Source organism: Sphingobacterium detergens (assembly GCF_003610355.1).
Taxonomy (GTDB): Bacteria; Bacteroidota; Bacteroidia; order Sphingobacteriales; family Sphingobacteriaceae; genus Sphingobacterium; species Sphingobacterium detergens.
Genome location: NZ_RAPY01000001.1, coordinates 1,198,875 through 1,217,294 on the forward strand (window position 1 = coordinate 1,198,875; position 18,420 = coordinate 1,217,294).

Below are 18,420 nucleotides of genomic sequence, written 5' to 3' on the forward strand. Positions count from 1 at the left end.
ATGTTAAGAAATTATGAAATACTAAGCAGATACCCGGCGAGATCCTCACCCTGTTCCAATTTTAGTTTTTTCCTTAACCGATGCCGGGCCACCCGAAGACTGTCCTGTGATATCCCCAACAGGATCGCGATGTCTGTATTGTTGAGATTGATTTTTAGCAATGCGATTAGGCGCATGTCGGCTGCGGTCAGATCAGGAAATAGCTTGATGAGTTTTTCAAAGAAACTATGATGTACGCGTTCAAATGTCCCCATAAACTCTTTCCAATGGATGCCTTGCGTAATATGTTCACTGATCTGTTGTACCAACCGCTGCATAGGTTTCTTTTGATCCCGTCGATCGTCTTTGACTAGCGCTTTCAATTCGTCGCGAAGTTCTTCCAGAAATTGATTGCTGCGGATGAGGTTGAGTGTATGGGATGTGAGTTCCTTTTCCTTCAGCGTTAGTTCCTGTTTGAGCTGCTTATCTTCCAACAGCTGGTTTTTGAGTGCTATTTCCGCCAGTTCACGCTCCGCTTCCTGTTTCCGTGATTCAGCGATCTGTGTTTTAATCCTTATTTTCTGCCGGCTATAAAGAACATAGGATAATACACTCAATAAGATCAATACCACAATCGTACCGAGCAACAAGATCGAATTGATCCGTTTGTTTGTCTGTAGTTTTTCTATTTCCTCCGCCTTTTGATTCATATCATACAGTGCCTGGAAAAATGCAGTGTGCCGCGCCCCATCCACACTATAAAGCTCCAGCACGAGTTTTCGGCTCCGTTCTGCATAGAAATAAGCACTGTCCATTTGTCCGCTCAGAGCATATGTCTTACTGAGATCTTTTGTCGTTGATGCCATCTGATAGACATCCCCAAGATTCTCCGCTAGGCGAAAAGCGAGTTGGGTCAGCTGAATACTTTCTGGATATTTATTGGTTTTTCGAAAGATATCACCCATATTATTGATCACCAAAATCTTTCCATAGTTATCCTGTGTTTCCTGATATAAATTCCTTGCCTTTTCAAAATGCAAATAAGCACTATCGTATTTCCCAAGATCTTCATAGATACTGCCCAAGTTTTCATGAATCTTAGCTTCCCCGTTACGATTTGTCTGCTCACGGTAGATCGCCAAGGCCTGTTTTTGATAGACAAAGGCCGAATCATAATGTCCCTCCTTTTCAAAAAGATGCCCCATATTTCCCAGGACAGAAGCCTCGCCATTTCGGTCATTTTCGCTTTTGAATGTGTGTAGCGCCTTGTTAAAGTATTCCTTGGCCAACTGATGTTGCTTGTTGAAGATATTGAGTTCACCGATATCACTCCAGTTGGATCCCAGTGCCTGTTTCGCGTTGAGCTGGGTGTAGATGCGATCTGCCTGGAAGTAATAGTCCTGCGCCTGGGCATAATGCCCTTGATTCACGCATAACCAACCTATTGTCTGCAGGCAATTTCCCTGTAGCAGTAGATCACGGTCGTTTATGGCTTTCGCATAACGTTTTTTCACTAAGGTAATCGCCGAATCTGGATAATTTTGGCTTAATATCCGAATCTCTTTAAATGAATCAGCTTGTGCCGTAGTCAACTGTGAGAAAAAAAGCTGTACCAGAAAGAAGGTCGAAAATATAATATTGTAAGAAATTCTCATTTTTGCCGTAAATAGTCGCCGCGTAAATTTAAGCGTTAGCATGTTAAGAGAATATTAAATCCGATTAAACTTAATATATGTCTGCTGTCCTATTGGCAGGATATTTTATACGAAAGTGCTTCTTTTCTTTGCTTGCTTATTGCTATTTCTTTGTTGTTTTATTGCTGTTTCTTTGGTTATTTATGGGTTATTCTTTACCGTTTCTAGGCCTGTTCTTCGAGACTTCTTCGAACCTTCTAGGGACCTGGCTTGGAACTGCCTTGCTATTTCTTTGGTGTTTCTTTGGTGTTTCTTTGGTATAACGGCAATAAAACACTAAACAATTAACCTCCAACAGGCCTTGTTGGACGCAGCTTGCCTGCACCAAAGTCCCTATCATACACGAAAAAACGACCTAACAAGATAAAAGCAAATAACTTAGGGCTGAACTATTGAAAAAGACCCTATAAGGGACTACATCCAGAAACAGTAAAAAAATAAGGGGTATCCGATCTTTCTATCGGATACCCCTAGTACCTATTGATTTATTAAATATTAATATAAGCGCACTACATGACCTTCTGCTCAATCTTAGTTAAATATCACTAATCCTTACAGAGAAGCTGAACTAAGCCAAAAGCAATATAAAAGGAAATCATATTAGCTATCAATCACCAGATTTAAGCTCGATCATCGGTGTTATGCGTTCTAAAATATCAAAAGCGACCTCTGCCATCTTATTCCCTTTATTATCTAACAAGGGATTTACTTCGACAATCTCCAGACAGCCAACTTTTTCAGAACGTATGATTTCTTCCAATATCAGGACGATTTCCTTTGGCATAAACCCCTTGGGAACAGGTGTTCCTGTACCGTCTGAAATCAACTCGCTATCCATGCTATCCACATCAAAAGAGATATAAATCATATCACAGTCCTGCAAACTGACTAATGCTTCAGCCACACAGTCCTCAATTCCCCGTTGGCGAATTTCTTCGACACGGTAATTTTTTATTCCCAAATGCGCAATCAAAAGATCTTCAGGTTCCTCGGTATCTCTGACCCCAAAATAGATTAAACTCGCTGGTTGTATCTTTTCTGCCGGACCGGCAATACGCTTCAGCTTATTCCAGAATTCCTGCGTTGATTGATCAATTTCATTAATTTTACAGGACAGGTTGTCTTCATTCAACATGGCCGCCAAAGGCATACCATGCATGTTGCCAGAAGGTGTCGTATAGGGTGAATGAATATCTGCATGCGCATCGACCCAAATCACACCCAATTTTTTATCGGGATAAGCCGACTTGATACCGCTAATTGTCCCCATTGCCGAAGAATGGTCACCCGAAAATACCAAAGGGAAATTACCCGCCGACAGACTATCTTCCACTGTAGAGGCCACCTGCTTACACTGTTCGTAAATCTGTTGGATATGTTTACCGAAAGGATGGTTATCATTTTGGTAAATGGAACTATTTCGAGTAGGCACATCCACAAAGGGATAATTGATAAAATACTGGCTTCCTTTGTTGATCGCCGCAATCTCAATAGCATCTATACCAAGATCAGAACCTCGGGTACCTGCACCAATATCCGATCTGTTTTTGATCAATTCAATCATTTTCTTCATCGTGCAGTCGCATTAGTCAACGATCGTTCAATTATCTCCAGGCAACTGTCGATTTGACTTTCCGTAATCACCAATGGTGGCGCCAAACGGATCTTGTTGCCATGGGTAGGTTTTGCCAAAAGACCATTTTCCTTAAATTCTAGGCAAATATTCCAGGCTAGATCACTCTCCTCGCTGGCATTGATCACAATTGCTGTCAATAGTCCTTTGCCCCTGACTTCGGTAATCATATCCGATTTGGCCGCAATTTTTCGTAACCCCTCCAAAAACCGATCCCCCATTTTACGGGCATTGTTGACCAGATCTTCATCCAACACAACCTGAAGCGCTTCCATCGCTACCGCACAGGCCAGTGGATTACCACCGTAGGTAGAACCATGCTCACCCGGTTTGATACACAACATAATAGCATCATCGGCCAATACCGCTGAGACCGGCAATACACCTCCAGATAGCGCCTTACCCAATATCAATACATCCGGTTTACTCGCACTGTCCACATCATCAATGGCATAAGAAGCCAACATGCTTCCAGTTCTTGCGATACCTGTCTGGATTTCATCCGCAATAAAAAGTACATTATAGGTTGTACACAACTGGCGTACACGTTTCAAATAATCTGCATCCGGAACCACAATTCCGGCTTCACCCTGAATCGGCTCAACAATAAATCCGGCAATATTTTTATCCTGTTTAAACAAGGCTTCCAATGCCGCAATATCATTGTAGGGCACCAATGCAATTCCTTCCACGAAAGGACCAAAATCGTTGGTTGCAGTTGTATCATTTGAAGCAGATATCACCGAAATGGTACGTCCATGAAAATTATCCTTGGCAAAAACTATTTTAGCTTGATTTTGAGCAATACCTTTGACCTGGTATGCCCATTTACGACAGAGCTTCATCGCTGTTTCAACAGCCTCTACACCCGAGTTCATAACCAAAGCTTTATCGAAGCCGAATAGCTTACAGATCATTTCCTCAAAATCTCCCAGTTTATTGTTATAGAAAGCACGCGAAGTCAAAGTCAACTTCTGAGCTTGATCTGTCAACGCAGCAATAATACGCGGGTGACAATGCCCCTGATTGACTGCTGAATATGCCGACAGGAAATCAAAATAAGACTTACCATCAACATCCCATACCATAACACCTTCTGCCCGTTCCAACACAACCGGTAAAGGGTGATAGTTGTGTGCTCCATATTTTTCTTCCTTGGCAATAAATGCCGCGCCGTTTCCTTGTTTAGATACAATACTCATAATTTGGATTTTATTTCAAATAATAACAAATATACAATTTTTACTATTTTTAAGGTAAAATAATAGAATTTAACACTAAATTAGCGTTAAAATATTAAAATTAACTTTTAAACCTGTATAACAATGAACGGCATAGATGAATTTGACCTTCAAATTTTAAAATACCTAGATGCGGATGGCCGAATGGCGTACTCCGCTATTGCAACAGCATTAGGCGTATCCAATACCATGATCCATCAACGTATCAATCGTCTCATGGAGCAAGGGATATTAACAGGCATAAAACCCGTATTAGATGAAAAAAGATTAGGTTATGATTGGGGGGCTTTTACGGGGCTCAGTCTGGAAAAAGATCATGATTCAAGTCGTATCATTGCCGAGCTGAAAAAGATTCCTGAAGTTACGGAATGTTATTACATCACTGGAAACTACACTTTATACGTAAAGATTATCGCCAAAAACCATGAACATATGCGTCAGTTGCTTTATGAAAAAATTGACAACATTCCGGGCATCGCAAAGACAGATTCTCTCATCGAATTAGGATGTGCATTTAAACGCAATATTATCCTTTAACAACAATAGCAAGCTCAACTGGTCTTGGATCTCAGACAGCAATCTTGGATTCAAGACCTTGCTATTGTTTTCCGATATTTGCCAGTTCCTCCTCCGTCCAATAAATCAGTTCCCGTAATACAAACACATTTTCATAGCTTCCTAACCCATCTATATAATCCCACAGATTGCCTTCAACTTTAACCGGCCTACCATGGTGCAATATATCGTATCCATTATCCAACCAATTTTGTATCTGCTCTTTATCCATCTTTATATGATCTTATTGTTAATATTTATTTAAAACGATTACCTCAAATATAAGGCATTTTTGTGAGGGAAATAAGTCTCTGTACAAGAAAATTTAAATTCGATACTTTATTAAAAAACAACATATCAGCGACAAGTTTTCAGTTTGAATTAGGCAGTTTTAGGATTAAATAAAGTATATTCGTATAAAACCAAATTGTATAATTATGGCAGATTTTTTCTATGTTGGCTATGAAGGTGAAGACGAACTACTCGAACTCGTAGCTGTATCGACCATCCAATCGCTATTGTATTTTCAGGACGCCGATCAGGAAGATTTTACGACAATAAAAACCTCTATCGATCAAAATTTTATTGTGGAAGAAGATCTGATTACTGTAGCAGACGCCCTGAGACTGGATCAATCCATCGTACGTTTTACACCCGGAAAACCAAATTACAAAGATTAGGGATTCTGCTGTAAAACTATTGTTTATCAACAGCAGTATTGCTATCTCGATTGACAGGGATAGCCTATAGTTCATTTGTGAAGTAAAATAAAAAAAATCAACAACATGAGAGCAGTTTTAATTGGTGGTTCCGGCGCAACTGGAAGGGTACTTGTTCATGAGCTATTAAAATCTACGGATTTCACCGAAGTCGTCGTCCTCTTACGGCGCAAGAGCTTTGATGAACAACCCAAATTACGACAGATCATTGTAGACTTCAGTAAACTCCAAGAGTTTGAACAGGAGATTCATGGCGATATTGCTTTTTCCTGCCTGGGCACCACAGTTAAAGATGCAGGTAGTAAAGAAGCTCAATGGAGGGTAGATCATGACCTCAACCTGCAATTCGCAGCGCTGGCCAAGAAAAATGAAATCCCCTGCTTTGTATTACTTTCGGCGGTCAACGCAGATGCTGAATCGAAGATTTTCTACAATCGGATGAAAGGGAGTCTGGAGCAACATGTGAAAGCACTAGATTTTGGTAAACTTATTATTGTACAACCCGGTGGCTTGATCCGTCCCAATACAGATCGTTTAGGTGAAAAAATCGGCATAAACGCATTGCGCGCTTTTAACCGCATCGGCCTTTTTAAGAGCTATGAAGCGCTACCCGTTGCCACGGTTGCCCAAGCGATGATAAAGTCTGTTCATGCCCGCAAAGAACGCATCAATATCATCTCAGTGGAAGATATCAAACAGCTATCAGACACGGTGAACCAAGGGTAATGCAAAAAGTATTCATAACAATGAATTAACAATAAGCTAATCCGGGCTTATTAATTTGCCGTCATTTATTTTATTTATCACACTAATGAAAAAACGCTTTTTATTCCTTTTTCTCTTTGCTTTTATTTATGTGTTTCCGGCTTTTAGCCAAGAAGCAAAATATATCTTTTACCTCATTGGTGACGGAATGGGACTCAATCAAGTCAATCTGACCGAAATACACCGTGCCGAACTGCAGCAAAAAAACAGTACGGTACCTTTGGTTTTTACGCAGTTTCCCCATGTTGGTTTTGCTTCCACGCACTCCCAATCCAACGGTGTTACCGATTCTGGCGCTGGCGGTACAGCTCTTGCCGTCGGTAAAAAAACGAAAAACGGTGTTATCGGAATGGACAGTACCGGAACAGTGCCACACAAAAGTATCGCTTATGCAGCCAAGGAAAAAGGAAAGAAAGTTGGTATCATCACCAGTGTGAGTATAGACCATGCTACACCTGCTTCGTTTTATGCCCATCAGCCTGACCGGGATATGTATTACGAAATTGGCAAAGAAATTATCAGCTCCAATTTTGACTTCTTTGGTGGATCCAATTTCCTAAAACCGGAAACAACCTTTGATAAACAGCCAGCTCCTTCCCTTTTCCCCTTATTTGAAAAAGCAGGATATAAAGTTTTAAAGGGAAAAGAGGCGTATACGCAACATCCCCGCAAGTCTGACAAAATTATCCTTATGAATACAGACGGAACTGCAAGAGATGCGCTAAAATACGCCATAGATCAAAAACCATCTGACCTCAAGCTAGCGGATATTACCGCTGCTGCCATCCAATCGTTGGAACAAAACAATAAAAATGGATTCTTTTTGATGGTTGAAGGTGGAAAAATAGACTGGGCCTGCCATGCAAATGACGCTGCTACCACCATCCAGGAAGTATTAGACTTTAATTCGGCAGCAGAACTTGTGTATGAATTCTACAAGAAACACCCCAAGGAAACACTTATTGTGGTCACTGCTGACCATGAAACCGGTGGATTGGGTATCGGCAACGGTAGCTCTACTTTAAAGACAAAATTACTGGCTAATCAAAAATTATCGCATGCTGAGCTTTCAAATGAAATCGGTAATCTGCGCAAAAACAAAGCAAATGCAACTTGGGATGACCTAAAAAATCTTCTTTCCACGCATACAGGCCTGTATAACCAGGTAAAAGTCAACGCGGATGATGACAAATCACTACAAGGAGCCTACCAACGCAGTTTCGTTGACCATCAGAATGAAACAGCAAAAAGTTTGTACGCCAGTGATGACAAAATCGCGGCTTTAAGCATTGCCATACTAAATCGTATGGGATCAATTGCTTGGGCTTCCAACAACCATTCAGCAGCTTACGCGCCCGTTTATGCCATTGGTACAGGCGCAGAGCAGTTCAACCAAAAAATGGACAACACCGATATACCGAAGAAAATAGCGATAGCCGCCAAGCTAAGCTTAGACTAAAAACAAAAAATCCCCAAGAAATTCTTGGGGATTTTTTTTGAGCCTCTTATCGGAATCGAACCAATGACCTACTGATTACAAGTCAGTTGCTCTACCAGCTGAGCTAAAGAGGCCTTTTAAATGAATTTTAATGAGTATCGCTCAAAGAGCCTCTTATCGGAATCGAACCAATGACCTACTGATTACAAGTCAGTTGCTCTACCAGCTGAGCTAAAGAGGCTTTTTAAAGAAGTTTGATGAGTAGTACTCGAAGAGCCTCTTATCGGAATCGAACCAATGACCTACTGATTACAAGTCAGTTGCTCTACCAGCTGAGCTAAAGAGGCTTTTTACTTCTTTTCAATCTTAAAACGACCTCCGTTTTAAGATGCTGCAAATATCGAAAGCCTAAATCAAAAATGCAAGTCCCCCGCTATAATTTTTACCCGCTTTGATGCCAAATATTTAAAAATCAACAGCATTATTTTTTAATACTGAAAATTTGTCATGAATCAATAAATATCAATGTCATTTTTTCCGAATTATCACATAAAACCCGAATGGCACTTCAATTGTTATACCCCTACATATCAACAAAACTTTAATTAAGCGATACAGAATGAACTTTAACAATTACACAATCAAAGCCCAGGAGGCTATACAAAAAGCTTCGGAGATAGCCGCTGGAAATCAGCAACAGGCCATCGAGACAGCACATATATTAAAAGCATTACTTACTGTAGATGAAAATGTTGTCAGTCACCTATTAAAGAAATTGAACGTCAACATCCCCTACCTTGGCACTGAGCTTGATAAGCAAATCGAGAGCTTCCCCAAAGTAAGCGGAAGCAATATCTATCTGAGCAGTGATGCAAACAATGCTTTACAAAAAGCACAAGGATATCTCAAAGAATTCAACGATGAATTTGTCTCTGTTGAGCATGTACTATTGGGTATATTGGCCACTTCAGACAAAACCTCATCCCTGCTGAAATCACAAGGGGTAACGGAAAAAGATCTCAAGACAGCCATTAAAGAATTGCGCGGTAATAGTCGCGTGACCGATCAAAATGCGGAAGCAACTTACAACGCGCTTGGAAAATATGCCCGCAACTTAAATGAATATGCCGAATCCGGCAAACTAGACCCGGTCATCGGTCGGGACGAGGAGATCAGACGTGTCATGCAGATTCTTTCACGACGCACCAAAAACAACCCCATACTCGTTGGTGAACCAGGGGTGGGTAAGACCGCTATTGCCGAGGGAATCGCCTATCGGATTATCAAAGGTGATGCGCCGGAAAATCTAAAATCCAAGATTGTATTTTCATTGGATATGGGCGCCTTGGTCGCGGGAGCTAAATATAAAGGTGAATTTGAGGAACGCTTGAAAGCTGTTGTTAAAGAAGTAACCGATTCCAACGGAGAGATCATCCTCTTCATCGATGAGATCCATACCTTAGTTGGCGCTGGTGGTGGTGAAGGCGCTATGGATGCCGCAAACATCCTAAAACCTGCCTTGGCCAGAGGTGAGCTACGTGCTATTGGAGCGACTACGCTCAACGAATATCAAAAATACTTTGAAAAAGACAAGGCACTGGAACGTAGGTTTCAAAAAGTCATGGTGGAAGAGCCGGATACACAAGACGCCATTTCCATCCTACGGGGATTGAAAGAACGCTATGAAACACACCATAAAGTGCGTATTCTTGACGAGTCTATCATTGCCGCCGTGGAATTATCACAACGCTATATTGCGGACCGCTTTTTACCGGACAAAGCCATTGACTTAATTGACGAAGCTGCGTCCAAATTACGCCTGGAGATGGACTCTGTACCAGAAGCGGTAGACGAACTAGAGCGCCGTATTATGCAATTGGAAATCGAACGCGAAGCATTAAAACGTGAGAATGACGACAAAAAGGTGCAGGAACTTTCTGAAAGCATTGCCAACTTATCCGCTGAACGTGATACCCTAAGGGCTTCATGGCAAGAAGAAAAAAGTCTGGTGGACAATGTAAACCAAGAAATTGAAAACATTGAAAACTATAAACTTGAAGCCGAACAGGCCGAACGCTCAGGTGATTATGGCAAAGTAGCCGAATTACGTTACGGACGGATCAAAGAGGCTCAGGAAAAAGTGGAGAAACTGAAAGCTGAACTGGCTGAAAAACAAGAAAGCAAACGCATGCTCAAGGAAGAGGTAACTTCAGAAGATATTGCTGATGTCGTTGCCAAATGGACGGGAATACCTGTCAGCAAAATGATTCAGTCTGAACGTGAAAAGCTGCTGAACCTGGAAGAGGAACTTCACAAACGGGTAGCAGGCCAAGATGAAGCCATTGAGGCCATCTCCGATGCAATCCGCCGTTCAAGAGCAGGACTGAATGATGCAAAGCGCCCGATAGGTTCATTCATCTTCCTGGGTACAACCGGGGTCGGAAAAACCGAACTCGCAAAAGCCCTGGCTGAATTTCTATTCGATGATGAGCAGTCTATGGTGCGTATCGACATGTCCGAATATCAGGAAAGACATGCTGTGTCCCGTTTGATCGGTGCGCCTCCGGGATATGTCGGTTATGATGAAGGTGGTCAGCTCACAGAAGCCGTGCGCAGACATCCTTACTCGGTCGTATTACTGGATGAAATCGAAAAAGCGCATCCGGATGTATTTAACATCTTGTTGCAGGTATTGGATGATGGTCACCTGACGGACAATAAGGGCCGCACGGTCAACTTTAAGAATACGATCATCATCATGACCTCCAATACAGGATCGCATATTATCCAAGAGAATTTCAGTCATTTGGATGATGATAATAAAGAGGAGATCATTGCGAAAACACGTACTGAAGTGTTTGATTTGCTTAAACAGTCGATCCGTCCGGAGTTCCTGAACCGTATTGATGAGGTGATTATGTTTACGCCATTGAGTAGAGATGAGATCGGTGATATTGTGCGACTTCAATTTGCACATGTCCAAAAACAACTGGCCGAACAAAATATCTTTATCACGGCTTCGGATGAAGCAATGGATTGGTTGGCACAACTCGGATACGATCCGATCTATGGCGCCAGACCATTGAAACGTGTCATTCAGAAACGTATTCTGAATGAGTTGTCGAAAGAAATCTTATCCGGAAAAGTCAGTCGCGATTCGATTATCAGACTGGATGTGTTTGATGGGAAATTCGTCTTTATCAATAAACAGGAAGATTGATAGTTTATAAATAATCATAAGAGCCCCACTTCATTAGCGGGGCTCTTATGTTATAAACAGGTATTTTACAGGTAAACTATCTTCTAATTCGAAACCCCTACCGCTTTCAGCAATTTCTTCACATCGTCCTCCCCGTCAAGATGCTGTACTAATGTCCTCGTTTTCGCATCATAAACATACAGGGAAGGATAATTACTGGGGCTAAATTTTTCTATAAACTGTGTCCCCGAGTCAAACAAAAATTTCACATTGGCAGCACCTTTCAGCGCTTTGGCATGCATATTAATAAACCCATCCACGTAAGGTTTGTCATTCATCGAGATAAAATAAAAACTAACGTTTTTTAGCTTTTGCAAATTCTGTGCAATGCCCGCTCCCATTTTCTGGCAATGGCCACAACCCGGATCATAGAAATCCAAAACGATATAACCTGTCTTCGGCAATTTGTCCGAATTGAACTTACCCGACTGATAAACCTCATCAAACGTAAATGCTGGAATTGTTTTTGGAGCCTGCGCAAATAAGGGTTGAAAAAGAAAAAATGCACACGCAAAAAATAGGGAGCAGAGTAACTTCATGTTAAAGAATTTTAAACTGACAATGAATATTCAATTAATTTTAATCAATAATACCTAAAAATGCGGTTCTATTCGTCAATATTTTAGTTTTTTTACAAAAAATGCGTAAGTTTGGACTAATTTTTAAATCGATCAAATCTATTAATACTCATTAATCGTGAAAAAACGAATTGCCATTTTTGCTTCAGGTTCAGGGTCCAATGCTCAAAAAATAATGGAACATTTCAAATACTCAGATGAAGTTGAGGTTGCGCTGATCCTGTCCAACAACCCTGATGCTTATGTTATTCAACGCGCTGACAATTTTGAAATTCCAGCTCATATATTTGATCGCAATGAATTTTACAACACGGACAATGTCGTTAACATCCTTAAAAATTTGAATATCGATCTGATCGTCTTGGCAGGTTTCCTATGGCTTGTTCCAAACAATCTTTTAAAAGCCTATCCAAATCAGATCATCAATATCCACCCTGCTCTCCTACCGAAATATGGTGGCAAGGGCATGTATGGGGACCATGTACATAAAGCTGTTTTGGCCAACAAAGAGGAAGAGCATGGCATTACCATTCATTTTGCCAATGAACACTTTGATGAAGGCGAGATTATTTATCAAGCAAAATTTAAGGTAGACGCTGGTGATACGCTGGATATCATTAAGTTCAAAGGTCAGCAATTGGAACACCAACATTTCCCGAAAGTAATTGAGAACCTAATCAAAAAAATGTAAAAACAACATTTTTATTTAGAATTATTTTAAACAAATTGTAACTTTGTCTTATGAACGAAGTTATTGAGTCCTTTGTGGAACAGTGTGAGGGCGAGGGCAAAGCAAGCCCATTTCAATTTAGAAGTGCCGCAATGAATCCTTTTTCTGATTTTTCCTGTGTTTGTTTCAAAAAATGCTGTAAAAAATACAAAGAAGGGAAACGTTGCAAGAAGTGTCCAGGCCGAAAAAAATAGGCTGTTGTTATAGGCTGTCTGTTATGATATAGCTGGGCTTACTCCTCTAGATAGTTCAGGTCCTTATCAAAGCTTTCTTCGAGCTGTGTCAGTGAATACATCGCAATACCAGAAAGCACCAATACCATCGTAATTGCCGCAGGGACAATACCAAAAGAATCTACCAAAAGTCCATAAACCACTGTTGACGGTATCAAGGCACCTCTGACAAAATTAGGTGCAGTAGTAGCCACAGTAGCCCGCAGGTTGGTCCCAAATTGTTCCGCCGAAATAGTCACAAATGTCGCCCAATACCCTACGCCTAGCCCCATGATAAAAGCCAAAACCAGAAATTTATTGGCCGTAATTCCAGTACTCAAAAGATACCATAATGAGCTACCAATAATAATCAACTGGCAGATAAAAACCACCTTTTTCCGGGATTTTAGAATCTGTGCAAATACACCTGCCAGCACATCACCAATGGAAATCCCGATATAAGCAAACATCACCCCTTTACCGGCGCTCAGGGTCTCAGATGCCCCTAGTGCTTTTCCTATTTCCGGAGCCTGCGTGACCAGCACCCCCACCACAAACCAGATTGGCAAACCTATACAGAGACAATTGATATAACGTTTCAATCGACCTTTATCGGTAAAGAGCATCCTAAAATCGCCTTTGGGAACATCCTTTTTATCCTGTTCCTTAAATAGACCCGATTCAAAAGAACCAACACGCAATAGCAACAACAATAAACCCATTCCACCACCCACGAAATAAGCGGTACGCCAATTAAATTCCTCCGAAACAAAGTAGGCTAAAATAGCACCCAACACCCCGACACTGGCGACCAGCATCGTTCCATAACCGCGCTTTGACTTATGCATACTTTCCGAAACCAAGGTGATCCCCGCTCCCAGTTCCCCAGCCAATCCAATCCCGGCTATAAACCGAATAATTCCATACTGCCACACATCCCCTACAAAACCATTTGCAATATTCGCTAAGGAATACAGTAGAATGGAACCAAACAACACTTTTAAACGTCCGTATTTATCACCGATAATTCCCCAGATAATTCCACCCAGCAACAGGCCGCCCATCTGCATATTAAGGACAAACTCTCCTTTTACCCGCATCTGTTCTATCGGCACGCCGATATCCGTAAAGGATTGAATGCGGACAATAGAAAAAATAATGAGGTCATAGATATCGACAAAATACCCCAACGATGCGATCGTTACCAATAGCCATACCTTCTTGCTTTCAGCCTGTTTATCTTTTAATGTTGACATTTTAGGTTCTTTGATGCCGTAAAAATACCATAGTGAAATAAGAAAACCAAGATTTCGGAAAATAATCCGGTACATTGTTCTATTTTTGTATCATGAGATACAGTCCGCGTGCATTAACATGGCTATTGCGTTTTTACCCTCCTTTTTTATTTCAGGGAATCTGGGTAAAAAAAATCAGTCCTGGCTTTAAAGGAGCCGAGGTGAAAATTTACAAGACTCCGTTCAATATCAACACTAATAAAACCTTGTTTGGTGGAACAATTTTCGCTGCTGCAGACCCGATATTTCCGATCCTAATCGATCAATATCTTCAAAAAACAGGTTTTAGAAAGACTGTAGCCTGGCTCAAGTCATCTCGGATTGATTTTAAAAAACCCGGAAAAACAAGTGTGGGCTATTCTGTTCAACTTTCGGACGAACTACTGGACGAATGTACCCAAACCATTCGCACGAAAGGCAAAATTGTCAAAAACCTGAGCCTGGAAATAAAAGATAAAAATGATGAATTATGTGCTGTAGTACATTGTGAAACCTACATTCGTGACTTGAATTTTACATTCCCGGATAGAAATCGAAAGGTCGAGCAATAAGAAATTGATATCTTTGTCCAATTACCAAAAAAATAGAAACATGAACAAAATCGCTTTCATGGCTATCGCATCCTTGGCAATAGCGGCATGTGGAACCACTGGCACAAACAATGTAAAGGTTTTACAAGATTCAACAATCAAAATACATGATGAAATCATGCCTCAGATCGCTCATTTTGACCGCGATGCAGTCAAAATAGACTCTATCTTGAATAATCTAAAAACACTAAAAGCTGCTAAAGCAGACTTGGACACCACAGCAACAAAAAAGGACCTTGGTATATTAAAAGCCAACCTGGAGAGTGCGACAGACCATATGATGGACTGGATGAAAGCATATAAACCCGACAGTACCGATATCAAATATTTTGAAGTCGAATTGCAAAAAGTATCAGACATGAAGAAAATATTTGATACTGTTTCCAAGGAGAGCCAGGAGAAATTAAAAAACTTCTAGGCGAACCACACTACTCATTGCCTCCTTAGGGCAGGATAGAAAAGCCCAGTAGGGTAAATTGAAAATGAAAGAATACAAACGGATGAAATCTATAATTAAACTTTGTTGTGCTACGGGCCTATTGCTTGGTTTATTTTCTTGCAAAAACACGAGCCAGTCCAACTTACCAATTTATGGCGAACGGGAAGCCGTCGAAAAAACAGTTGATGGAAAACAAGTGATAGATACGGTTTATCATACCATACCAGCATTTAAATTTTTGAATCAGGATAGTGCGATGATCTCAGAGAAGGATTTCGAGGGAAAAGTATACATCGCAAACTTCTTTTTTACACATTGTCCAAGCATCTGCCCGACAATGAACCGTAATTTGCTCAAAATCTATACGCAATATAAGGATAATGATGCTGTTCGCTTTTTGTCCCATAGCATAGATTTTAAATATGATCAGCCCTACGTATTGAAAGATTACGCAAATAAACTAGGCGTAAGCAATGACCATTGGCAATTTGTTTCAGGTACAAAGGCAGATATTTATGGTATAGCCAACCAATACCTGGTTTATACAGCAGAGGATAAGAATGCCCCTGGAGGTTATGATCACCAAGGTTATCTTGTCTTGATTGACAAGGATAAACGCATCCGTGGCGCTTATGATGGCACTAATGATGAGCAGGTAAAAAAACTAATGGAGGACTTACCAAAGCTATTGAACGAAGCTAAAAACTAATATGCGTACCCTCTTAACGACCTGTTTTATTATCGGTTGCCTAATATCGGCTTTGATCGGCTGTCAGAGCGAAATTGATATCCGGACGGCACAATACAGCGTAAATGGTCAAAAAGTGTATATAACACATTGTCAGAATTGCCACGGCGAAAAAGGAGAAGGATTGGGAAACCTCTACCCTCCGCTTACAGATACCAAATTTTTGGAAAAAAACCGCCAAAAGCTTGCCTGTATCGTTAAACATGGCACAACAGGGGAACTCGAGGTCGCAGGCAAAAAATTCAATAACACGATGCCAGCTTCAAATCTTTCCGCCGTTGATATTGCTTATGTACTGACCTATATCAATACAAAGATCAATAAGGGTAAAGAAATATTTCCCTTAAATGAGGTGGAAAAACAATTAAAAAATTGTCAATAAAAAAAGAGGAACTTGTAAAAAGTTCCTCTTTTTTTTGCCTAATGCCCAGCAGGCGTATTAAATCCAGCTAACAAAAAAATAATCATCCAAAGCCAAAACAATTTAAATCTTTTTTCCTTATTGTATTATTGGTCCAATTTGTTTTTGTATTTATTGATTTATAACAATAATTTGACATTTTGGATTCAAATTAATCACTAATTTTGCAACCGAATGAACGTTCGATTGATGCACACAAATGAAAAAATTGCAGCTGTCTTTGCTGCCACACTTAAACTGATACATACAAACGGTTTCCATGGGACACCAATGAGTAAAATCGCACAGGAATCCGATGTAGCGATAGGAACTATTTACCACTATTTTCCCTCTAAAGATGATTTGATCTTTGCATTGTTCAAACATTGCCGGTCAATCTTGAACGATTACATATTTGATGGGATAAAAGAAGACTTTGATTATAAAGCTTCTTTTTTTCATGTGTGGCGCAACTTTGTTCAGTTCTATTTAGAAAACGGACGAATCTTCAGTTTTTTTGAACAGTTTTTTTCCTCACCTTATTACGAGAAGAATAAGGCTGAGATACAGGAACCTGTCGGTGGCCAAAACAAGGTACTTGACTTTTTGCAGGAAGGCATTGACAAAAAAATTTTAAAACAAGTAAATGTTCACCTATTGGTGGCTAGTTATATCGGAGTGGCTTTGTCCACAGTACATAGCATCAAATTCAAAGATCTTCACTTCTCCGAACAGAATATGCAGGAGTTAATGGAAATAATTTGGGATGGTGCTGTCAATAGAAATAAAAATAATTAATGAGATATATGAAGTTTAATAAAATCGTTTATTCCTTAGCGACCCTGTCGCTGTTGAGTAATACAGGATTTGCACAACAGCAATCTGAAAACTTGCCGCCAAATGCGACGCTTCAGCAGCTGATAGATTATGCACTACGCAATCAAATTTCTGTAAAACAGGCACAATTGGATGAGGCCATCGGTGAAAAGGATATCGATATCTCCCTTTCGGGCTGGTACCCACAATTAGGTTTGAAAGGAAGCTATAACTATAATGTGATTGTCCCCGTGGTCAATATCGGTGGAAATAATATCAAAATGGGGCAGAATAATGCCAGTGCATTGACGCTACAAGCCGATCAGCAATTGTTGAATCCCGAATTGATACAGGCAAAAAAGGCCGCCTCATTAGTTCGCCTAGGCAACAAGCAAAACACCGAAAGCAAAAAGATAAATGCGGTTGTGGAAGTCAGCAAAGCTTATTATGACATCCTAACCACAGAGGAAATGATTAAAATTGTCCGCGAAAATATTGCTAGGCTCCAAAAGCAGCTGAAAGACGCAAAATCGCAATATGATGTCGGAGTGGTTGACAAAACGGATTTTAAAAGAGCACAGATCGCTTTGGCCAATTCCAACGCAGACGAAAAACGGAACGTCGAATTACGAAAATATAAATATGAATATCTGAAACAGCTGCTAGCATTGGATAAAGGCCAAAATCTTACTTTATCATTCAGTAATAGCAACATGGAATCCGAAATTTTATTGGATACCACAGCTGCTGTAAGTGTTTCCAATCGGATCGAATTCCAACAATTGGAAACATCGAAAAAAATTCAGCAATTGAATACGCAATATTTTAAATGGACCTATTTACCTAGCGTAAGTGCCTTTTATAACTACGCATTCAATTATCGGAATGATAAATTCAGCAAACTCTATAACGACAATTTTCCGGGTTCTGTCGCAGGTTTGAATCTCTCGTTTTCTATTTTCGACGGATTTAAACGAAAAAAACAAGTCAATAAATCCAGGTTGCAAGAGGAACGTATTGACTGGGATATCAAGAATCTGGAAAACAGTATCAATACGGAGTATGCCTTATCAAAAGCCACGTACAATGCCAATCTAAATGATTGGAAAACGGCAAAAGAGAATGTAGAATTGTCCAAAGAGGTTTATGAAACAATCAAATTGCAATACGATGAGGGAATCACAAAATACCTGGATTTAATGACGGCTGAAAATGATCTCAAAATAACGCAATTCAATTATCTGAGTGCGCTCTATGCATTGCTATCAAGTAAATTGGATGTTCAAAAAGCAGTTGGGGCAATCCAAACTAATTAATCAATTCAAACGG

The 18,420-nt window shown here is 40.3% G+C and carries 18 protein-coding genes and 3 tRNA genes; 12 read left to right on the forward strand and 9 right to left on the reverse strand.

The annotated features are described in order from the left end of the window. Positions 1-11: 11 nt before the first annotated feature. The 3 genes from DFQ12_RS05185 to rocD all read right to left on the reverse strand — a co-directional run bounded on the left by DFQ12_RS05185 (position 12) and on the right by rocD (position 4,508). Positions 12-1,676, reverse strand: coding sequence for a tetratricopeptide repeat protein (locus tag DFQ12_RS05185; RefSeq protein WP_120257931.1), 1,665 nt, complete (start codon positions 1,674-1,676; stop codon positions 12-14). A 604-nt stretch (positions 1,677-2,280) separates the two neighbouring features. Next, positions 2,281-3,246 (reverse strand): arginase, encoded by a 966-nt coding sequence (rocF, locus tag DFQ12_RS05190; RefSeq protein WP_120257932.1) that lies wholly within the window; start codon positions 3,244-3,246, stop codon positions 2,281-2,283. Further along, positions 3,243-4,508, reverse strand: a complete 1,266-nt coding sequence (rocD, locus tag DFQ12_RS05195; protein WP_120257933.1) for an ornithine--oxo-acid transaminase — start codon at positions 4,506-4,508, stop codon at positions 3,243-3,245. Before rocD ends, rocF begins: the two co-directional genes overlap by 4 nt. 123 nt (positions 4,509-4,631) lie before the next feature. Between rocD and DFQ12_RS05200 the strand changes: the two genes are divergently transcribed. Further along, positions 4,632-5,084 carry an Lrp/AsnC family transcriptional regulator gene (locus DFQ12_RS05200; protein WP_108631878.1) on the forward strand — a complete coding sequence of 151 codons (453 nt, stop codon included), beginning with the start codon at positions 4,632-4,634 and terminating at the stop codon, positions 5,082-5,084. Between the two features lie 61 nt (positions 5,085-5,145). Here DFQ12_RS05200 and DFQ12_RS05205 read toward each other — a convergent pair whose 3' ends face one another. Next, positions 5,146-5,334 (reverse strand): hypothetical protein, encoded by a 189-nt coding sequence (locus DFQ12_RS05205; RefSeq protein ID WP_120257934.1) that lies wholly within the window; start codon positions 5,332-5,334, stop codon positions 5,146-5,148. Positions 5,335-5,539: 205 nt separating this feature from the next. Here DFQ12_RS05205 and DFQ12_RS05210 point away from each other — a divergent pair, with 205 nt between their 5' ends. From DFQ12_RS05210 to DFQ12_RS05220, 3 genes are all read left to right on the forward strand, one after another. Continuing rightward, positions 5,540-5,782, forward strand: a complete 243-nt coding sequence (locus DFQ12_RS05210; RefSeq protein WP_120257935.1) for a hypothetical protein — start codon at positions 5,540-5,542, stop codon at positions 5,780-5,782. 105 nt (positions 5,783-5,887) lie between these two features. Further along, positions 5,888-6,547: an NAD(P)H-binding protein gene (locus DFQ12_RS05215; protein ID WP_120257936.1), complete on the forward strand. Its 660-nt coding sequence runs from the start codon at positions 5,888-5,890 to the stop codon at positions 6,545-6,547. A gap of 85 nt (positions 6,548-6,632) precedes the next feature. Next, positions 6,633-8,045 carry an alkaline phosphatase gene (locus tag DFQ12_RS05220; protein WP_120257937.1) on the forward strand — a complete coding sequence of 471 codons (1,413 nt, stop codon included), beginning with the start codon at positions 6,633-6,635 and terminating at the stop codon, positions 8,043-8,045. Between the two features lie 40 nt (positions 8,046-8,085). On the opposite strand, the gene DFQ12_RS05225 is transcribed toward DFQ12_RS05220, so the two are convergent. The 3 genes from DFQ12_RS05225 to DFQ12_RS05235 all read right to left on the reverse strand — a co-directional run bounded on the left by DFQ12_RS05225 (position 8,086) and on the right by DFQ12_RS05235 (position 8,371). Continuing rightward, positions 8,086-8,158 (reverse strand) — tRNA-Thr (locus DFQ12_RS05225). 34 nt (positions 8,159-8,192) lie between these two features. Continuing rightward, positions 8,193-8,265 (reverse strand) — tRNA-Thr (locus DFQ12_RS05230). A 33-nt stretch (positions 8,266-8,298) separates the two neighbouring features. After that, positions 8,299-8,371: transfer RNA gene (locus tag DFQ12_RS05235), tRNA-Thr, on the reverse strand. Positions 8,372-8,643: 272 nt separating this feature from the next. Here DFQ12_RS05235 and clpB point away from each other — a divergent pair. Beyond that, complete coding sequence (gene clpB / locus DFQ12_RS05240) at positions 8,644-11,244, forward strand: ATP-dependent chaperone ClpB (protein ID WP_120257938.1); 2,601 nt, start codon at positions 8,644-8,646, stop codon at positions 11,242-11,244. A gap of 83 nt (positions 11,245-11,327) precedes the next feature. Here clpB and DFQ12_RS05245 read toward each other — a convergent pair whose 3' ends face one another. Further along, complete coding sequence (locus DFQ12_RS05245) at positions 11,328-11,822, reverse strand: TlpA family protein disulfide reductase (protein WP_120257939.1); 495 nt, start codon at positions 11,820-11,822, stop codon at positions 11,328-11,330. 157 nt (positions 11,823-11,979) lie between these two features. Between DFQ12_RS05245 and purN the strand changes: the two genes are divergently transcribed. Beyond that, positions 11,980-12,552: a phosphoribosylglycinamide formyltransferase gene (gene purN, locus DFQ12_RS05250; protein WP_120257940.1), complete on the forward strand. Its 573-nt coding sequence runs from the start codon at positions 11,980-11,982 to the stop codon at positions 12,550-12,552. Between the two features lie 271 nt (positions 12,553-12,823). Here the strand turns inward: purN and DFQ12_RS05260 are convergent, their stop codons facing one another. Beyond that, positions 12,824-14,059: an MFS transporter gene (locus tag DFQ12_RS05260; RefSeq protein WP_120257942.1), complete on the reverse strand. Its 1,236-nt coding sequence runs from the start codon at positions 14,057-14,059 to the stop codon at positions 12,824-12,826. 92 nt (positions 14,060-14,151) lie between these two features. Here DFQ12_RS05260 and DFQ12_RS05265 point away from each other — a divergent pair, with 92 nt between their 5' ends. The 6 genes from DFQ12_RS05265 to DFQ12_RS05290 all read left to right on the forward strand — a co-directional run bounded on the left by DFQ12_RS05265 (position 14,152) and on the right by DFQ12_RS05290 (position 18,407). Then, positions 14,152-14,649, forward strand: coding sequence for a DUF4442 domain-containing protein (locus DFQ12_RS05265; protein ID WP_120257943.1), 498 nt, complete (start codon positions 14,152-14,154; stop codon positions 14,647-14,649). A gap of 40 nt (positions 14,650-14,689) precedes the next feature. After that, entirely contained in the window at positions 14,690-15,106 is a 417-nt protein-coding gene (locus DFQ12_RS05270) for a transposase (protein WP_120257944.1), read from the forward strand. 82 nt (positions 15,107-15,188) lie between these two features. Further along, entirely contained in the window at positions 15,189-15,836 is a 648-nt protein-coding gene (locus DFQ12_RS05275; protein WP_120259230.1) for an SCO family protein, read from the forward strand. Between the two features lies 1 nt (position 15,837). Then, positions 15,838-16,257 carry a c-type cytochrome gene (locus tag DFQ12_RS05280; RefSeq protein ID WP_120257945.1) on the forward strand — a complete coding sequence of 140 codons (420 nt, stop codon included), beginning with the start codon at positions 15,838-15,840 and terminating at the stop codon, positions 16,255-16,257. 213 nt (positions 16,258-16,470) lie between these two features. Next, positions 16,471-17,073: a TetR/AcrR family transcriptional regulator gene (locus tag DFQ12_RS05285; protein ID WP_120257946.1), complete on the forward strand. Its 603-nt coding sequence runs from the start codon at positions 16,471-16,473 to the stop codon at positions 17,071-17,073. Positions 17,074-17,081: 8 nt separating this feature from the next. Then, complete coding sequence (locus tag DFQ12_RS05290; RefSeq protein WP_120259231.1) at positions 17,082-18,407, forward strand: TolC family protein; 1,326 nt, start codon at positions 17,082-17,084, stop codon at positions 18,405-18,407. Positions 18,408-18,420 lie beyond the last annotated feature (13 nt).